This is a genomic window from Flavobacterium sp. LC2016-01, assembly GCF_009711135.1.
In the GTDB taxonomy this organism is placed as follows: Bacteria; Bacteroidota; Bacteroidia; order Flavobacteriales; family Flavobacteriaceae; genus Flavobacterium.
Genome location: NZ_WMIC01000017.1, coordinates 1 through 6754 on the forward strand (window position 1 = coordinate 1; position 6754 = coordinate 6754).

3 protein-coding genes are annotated in these 6754 nt (G+C 39.5%); 1 reads left to right on the plus strand and 2 read right to left on the minus strand.

Annotation, left to right across the window (positions count from 1 at the left end):
- A partial coding sequence (locus GKZ88_RS22210) for a glycine-rich domain-containing protein (protein WP_347343910.1) occupies window positions 1-4271 on the minus strand: 4271 nt, incomplete at its 3' end.
- A 468-nt stretch (window positions 4272-4739) separates the two neighbouring features.
- Window positions 4740-5210, minus strand: a complete 471-nt coding sequence (locus GKZ88_RS22215) for a RecX family transcriptional regulator (RefSeq protein ID WP_155104494.1) — start codon at window positions 5208-5210, stop codon at window positions 4740-4742.
- Window positions 5211-5495: 285 nt separating this feature from the next.
- On the opposite strand from GKZ88_RS22215, the gene GKZ88_RS22220 reads away from it, so the two are divergent.
- Window positions 5496-6754 (plus strand): glycine-rich domain-containing protein (locus tag GKZ88_RS22220; RefSeq protein WP_347343911.1); only part of this gene is annotated, 1259 nt, incomplete at its 3' end.

Below are 6754 nucleotides of genomic sequence, written 5' to 3' on the forward strand. Positions count from 1 at the left end.
CCTGAAAAAGTTGCAGTAAATGGAACTCTAGCCGTATTTGAATAATTTTCTGGACCGCGAATGATGTATCCTTTACCCACAGTCATTACAGCTGTTTTTGACATAGAAACCCATCCAATACCATCCGTGTAATAGATTTTGGTTGGATCAGTCTGAGAAGAAATTCCACCAGGGGTTTGTCCTTGTACCGGTGTTGACCAATAAGTATAGTCCGCTTGACGAATTCCAGGTGTTGTACGTTGATACGAAATTTTACCGCTATTTATATTAGGAGAATTGTCTGTTTGTATTAAACTTGCACTGTCCTCAAAAAATAACGAGCCTGCTGTTGCAGCTGATGATAAAACTTTGACAGCGCTGTCAACTCTTAAAGTAGCACTGCTTTTAATCAATAACGAAGCTTGATCATTTACAGTTAGTGTGTAAGCATATGAGTCCAAATTTATATCTGAAATTATTGGATTTTTCGCTACTCCTGCTGGTATAATAACGCAATCTGTAGCTGTTGGAACTCCTGACGGACTCCAGTTGCCTGCCACGTTCCAATCTGTGCTTGTTGCTCCTGTCCATGTTTTAGATGTTGGTGTATTAACTTGCAGTGATGTTCCTGTTGATGAAACGCATCCTGTAGCATTTTTAGCAGTTACGATGTAAGTATTTGGATCAAGCGAATCGAAAACAGTTTGATTGTAATAATCGGTTCCATTGATGCTATATGTAAGCCCGCTTACAGGAGTAATTGTAATAGTTCCTTTAGTTCCAGAACAAGTTGGCTGTATAGTTACACTTGCAACTGGAGCAGCTGGTTTTGCATAAGTAATAAAAGCTCCTGAAACAGTACTTGAAGCCGTTCCGCATTTGCCTGTAACGATACAGTAATAGTACAATGTTACTGCAGCTGTTGATAATGGTGTATATGTATTAGTTGTTGCACCATTAATTGCAGATCCGCTTGTGTTATTGTTTTGTGTCGTACTGTACCATTGGTACAAAAGAGCATTTTGACCATTTGGATTAGTTCCTGTAGCACTAACAGAAATTGCCGAAAATGGATCACCTTGGCATTTCAACTGACCATTGATAGATGGCGATGTGATTACAGTTGGAGCAAATACATTGAAACCAGTTTCAATAGCATATTGTTCTGAACAACTTCCAGTCTGTGCTACAGCGCGGAAATTGGTATTCACATACAATGGAGTTGTTGGCGTATATTCAATTAATTTATCTGTTCCTGCAATAGGTGTCCAAGTTTGATTACCATCGGTACTATATTCCCAACGGACTATTTTGTTTTGATAAGCATATGTTACACCACCAGGACCGTCAAAATTTGTTAAAGTCATTTTGCCAGGAATTGCTCCATAACAAATGTCTCCGCCGCCGTGAGTTCTCCCTCTATCTGTTGTAGTAACTGAAAAAGATATGGTATTAGAAGTTGCTGGACTGCCCGTTAGGCAAGGTGAAGCATTAGATGTCATTACAACTTTAAAGGAGTCTGTATTTGTTACATTATAAGCTAAATAAGAGTCTGAAGTTTCTGTAAGTAATGTTGAGCCGTTATACCATTGGTATGTTGGATTATTCCCTCCATTAGTTGGATGTGCTTTAAACCTAACATGTGTGCCTTGGCAAATTGTTAAATCTAATTGGTCATGAGTAATAGTAACGCTTGCGTTTAAAACTGGGTTTACCGTAATTGAACCTGTGGCATTTACTGTTGTACCGCATCCAATTACAGGAATACTGTAATTATAAGTTCCTGGAGCAGATGGTGTTCCACTGATTGTTATTGTATTTGATGCCCATGACGCAGTAACTCCAGCTGGTAAAGGAGGATTTGCTGTTCCAATTCCTGTCACCCCGCCAGTTGTTGTATGCGTAATGTTTGTCATTAGCGTATTAGCACAAAGAGTCTGGCTCGAAGATGCAGCAGAAACTCCCATGTTGGCATTTACTGTAATTGTTCCAATAGCGTTTACTGTTGTGCCGCACCCAATTACTGGAATGCTGTAATTATAAGTTCCAGGAACAGATGGTGTTCCGCTGATTGTTATTGTATTTGACGCCCACAAAGCAGTAACTCCAGCTGGTAAAGGAGGATTAGCTGTGCCAATTCCAGTTACACCGCCAGTTGTTGTATGTGTAATGTTTGTCATTAGTGTATTAACACAAAGAGTCTGGCTTGATGAAGCAGCAGAAACTCCCATATTGTCATTTACTGTAATTGTACCTGTCGCGTTAATGCTTCCACAGCCACCTGTTAGAGGAATACTGTAAGTGTAGCTTCCAGCTGTATTTGGTGTTCCGCTAATAGTTATAGTATTTGATAACCAAGATGCTGTAAGTCCAGGAGGTAAATTTGAAGGGGTTCCTATTCCAGTAGCTCCAGTAGTCGTTTGTGTTATCGATGTTGTATTTACTCCAATGCAGATAGTAGGGTTTGATGATGTGCTAACTGTATTGCTTCCACTTACAATGATTTTTCCGGTAGCATTTGAATTAATACTGCCACAGCTTCCACCGTTTAATGGGATACTGTAATTGTATGTTCCTGCAACTGTTGGTGTTCCTACAATTGTGATAGTGTTGCTGCTAAAACTTGCAGAAGTTCCCGGAGGTAAATTACTAGCAGCTCCTATTCCTGTAAACCCTGAAGTAGTATGTGTAATTGCTGTCAGTGCTGTTCCTAGGCAAATTGTTGGCGTAGATGAAGCAGCTCCAATAGTGCCTCCAGCTATGGTAAATGATTTTGTAGTCGATGATACGCATCCGGAACCCACAGTAAAAACAACCGTAACAGTTCCTGGTTTTGTTGCAGAAAGAAGTCCCGTATTTGAAATTGTTGCAGCTCCTGTTTGGTTAAAAACGGACCACGTTCCGTTAGTTGGATTACTGCCACTTACTGTATACTGAGTTGTATTACCAGGACATATTGACGTATCACCTCCTGAAATTGATCCGGCATTTGAGGAACCATTTCCTTTTTCTGTAAAACTTACCACATTTGAGTTCGCACTTATTCCACAATAATTTTGAGATCTTACTCTGTAATAATAAGTTCCTCCATGTGCTAAACCGGTTAATGTATAAGAAATAACATTTCCGACATATAAATTTTGATAACCGCTTACATAATTTGTAAAGGTATTATCTATAGCAACATCTAAATAATATCCATCTACTGTATCATTATTCCATTGAGCGACCCAATCATTACAGCTTGCAAAACCAGTATTTGCTGTCGGCGCACCTCTGAATGGAGCTATATAAAGAGTGTTGGAAACATTATTAGAATTTATGGTACTAGTGCAACTGCTTGAGGTTATTTTATCAATTCTGATATTTGTACTTTCAGTCCCACTCATTATTGAAAGATTACTTGTAAAAGTACCTGTGCCTGCAGTTGAAACTGTCATTGTAGCTGTGTAGACAGTAGAGTAGCTATTGTAGCTTAATCTATATTCTACAGTATAAGTCCCAATGGGAAGTCCTGCAGCTGAAGATTTGGCTGTAACGGTTGATTGTTTGCCAGTTGAACAAGCGTCAGTTGTTGAAACACTCGTTAATGAATATGTTGGACAACTGTATGTAATTTTTACTTGCCCATTTCCTCCATTTCCTCCTAAGTAGTTAGTGGACGCTCTACCGACACCACCGCCTCCGCCTCCGCCTGGAGTTGCTCCAGCTGTTCCGTTTCCACCATTACTGCCATCTGCTCCAGCACCTCCAGCGTCTCCATTTCCGCTATTACCTCCTTTACCACCATTTCCGGTTGAAGTTGAGTTATTTGCGCCATTCGAGCCATTTGAATTTGTACCTCCACTGGCACTTCCGCCACTTCCGCCAGAAACAGAACTGTTATGAGCCGCTGTTGCTCCACCCGAACCTCCATTTGCAATTAAATTGGTTGACGACACGGTACTTAGTGTTGTGTTTCCGCCTTTTGCTCCGTCTCCAACTGTACCTGTTGCTCCCAATCCAATAGAATAAGTAATCACATCTCCTGGGTTAACTGAAATAGTTTTTGTTACGTATGCACCTCCACCGCCTCCAGCACCGCCTTCTTTGTTTAATGTAGAGCCGCCACCAGCGCCGCCAGCACCCCATATTTCGAGAGTCACATTAGTAACCCCGGTTGGGACTGTCCATGTTTTAGTTCCAGCTGGTGCTGGTGTTGAATCAGTAAAGCTTTGTGCGAATGAAAAAAGTGAGAAAGTAAAAAATAAAAAACTTAAAAGTAATTTTCGAATCATATTAAATCGTGGCATTTAATTTAAAAAAAAATGTTTTTTTATTTTGTTTTGTTTAACGTTTCTATGCCATCAAATATGTAAAAAAGCAACATCGAAAAGAAGCCAAGTAGTCATGTTAAGTGGTTTCAATCAGGATGTTATGCTGGCATAGGAATTAACCTAGCAAAGATATATACATCTACGAGTTTCGAAAAAGGATGGTTTTAGAAAGGGTGATTAATCGATGAAGTGTTTGGATTAATCGTTGAAATGCACAAAGAAAATCGCATTTTTATGGAATTTCCTATAAATGTCAAATTTCATATATAAGAAAAATCGTAAAAATCAATCTAAAATTTACAATTATTTAAACTTTTTGCTGTAAAAACGCGAGATATGCTGAAAATTCCGCAACAATTAGACATTTGTATAGGAAAGTATTTTCTGATAAATGGATTGCTTTTTAAGAAATTAGGAAGAGGTAATTTGCAAGAAAAAAGGAAGTTATTCTCGTTCCAGCTCTTTTGCTTTTTCATAAACAAAATTGCTCTCATAACCACGACGAAGAAGATAGTCGCAAAACTTTTTTCTTTTCTTTAGCAGATTTTTTTCTTGAAGACTGTTCCAGCATCTTTCAGAAAGTTCATTAAAAGTAATTTCATATTCTTCAGCTGAAATTTCTTTCAATGCCAAGCTGATATTTGTTGAAGTGATGTTTCGGAGTTTAAGTTCATTGGTGATTCTAATTTTTCCCCAAGATTTTATCCGATGTTTGCCTCTCGCAAAAGAACAGGCAAATCGGGTTTCGTTCAGAAAATTTCCTTCAATCAGCTGAACCACAATTAAATCAATTTCATCTGCCGTCATTTTTAAGCTGTATAATTTTGAAACTACTTCATCGTGACAACGTTCTTGATAAGCACAAAAGTGTTCTAATTTCTGTAAAGCTTCTTTTGGAGTAAAAATTGAATTCATGAGTTTTTTCTTTCTTTTTAACTATAAGTGCTAAAAATAGTCATTTTGATGTTAAATTTTCAATGATTATTGCACATTTCTTTAAAAAGAAATGGCTTAAATTGTTGTGTGTGTGCGGAATTATAATATTTTTGTACGATAATATCACAAGTTTCAACCAGTTTGAAAAACAGTGTTTTAACTTAAAAATTTAAGTTTTAAAAGCCAAAATTAAAGTATTGCCCCGAAAAATGCCATACCATTTAGTTTTCTTTTAACGCCAAAAACAAATTTAATACCACGCCTATGCTACGAAAACTACTTTATTTCGTTCGTTCTTTATTTTTAAATTTTTCTAATTCTTCTAAAGAAAGATCTTTTAACCCGAGTTTGAGGACGCTTTGTTTGGGAATGTTTTTTATCATTCCTTTTTTTACTTTCGGACAAACTGTTGTTCCTTTCACGACAAATGGAACATATAGTTTTATACCTCCAGCGGGAATTACTAGTGTTACGGTTGAATGCTGGGGAGCCGGTGGTGCAGGTGGAATGGCAAATCAGACATTTGCAAATGGCGGCGGCGGCGGCGGCGGCGGATATAGTCGCTCGGCTGTAACTGTAGCTTCAGGAACATCTTATGCTATAGTAGTTGGAAAGGGAGGTACGCCTTCTACTACTACAACTACAAGAGCGGGAGGAAATTCTACTTTTGGAACAACAACGGTAGTTGCACGTGGTGGAACTGGTGGAACTGGTGCTCAACCAGGTGCAAATGGAGTTGGTGGCGCTACAGGAACAGGGACTTTTACTAGGGCTGGTGGTGATGGAGCTGATGGAGTAAATGAGGATTATGGCGGTGGTGGTGGCAGTAGTGCAGGTACTGCAGCAACAGGTGTAACTGCGACAAATTATAATGGTGCAACTGCCCCAACAGGTGGTGGAAATGGAGGGAAAGGATTTGAGGGTACTTCTACTGTCGGAGGAGATGGTTTGCCAGGTGTAGTTCCTGGTGGTGGAGGCGGTGGCGGTAGGTCACCTGAGAATACTGCAGCAAGAACTGGAGGCCTTGGAGCTGATGGTCAAGTAAAATTAACATTCACATGTCCATCATATAGTATTGCGAGTACGTCAGTTTCTCCTGCCACAGTATGTGTTGGCGGTACGACGACTGTTACTGTGACTGGGGTTTCAACGACATTGCCTGTTGGAAATTATACTGTTACCTATGATGCGGGAGCGTCTACTGGATTAACTAAAGCTATGACTGTTAGTACTGCAGGTGTTTTAACATCGGGGAGTTTTACTACAGCCAGTTTAGGTACTGCAGGATCAATAGTGATCAAAATTACTAATTTAACATCTGGTACAGGGGGAACTTGTTCTTCTAATATTACAAATCTTAATTCAGCGACGGTTACAGTAAGTCCGCTTCCGAGTGCTGCAACAGCAGTATCGGGTCCGGCTACAGTCTGTCAGGGCCAGTCGGGTGTTGCCTATACAGTTACTGCTATTGCAAATGCTGCAGGCTATACATGGACGCTGCCTTCAGGAGCAACGATTGCTTC

Bases quoted from the DNA above. Each gene is read 5' to 3' on its own strand.
- GKZ88_RS22215 (WP_155104494.1), bottom strand. From the start codon at position 5,210: ATGAATTCAATTTTTACTCCAAAAGAAGCTTTACAGAAATTAGAACAC.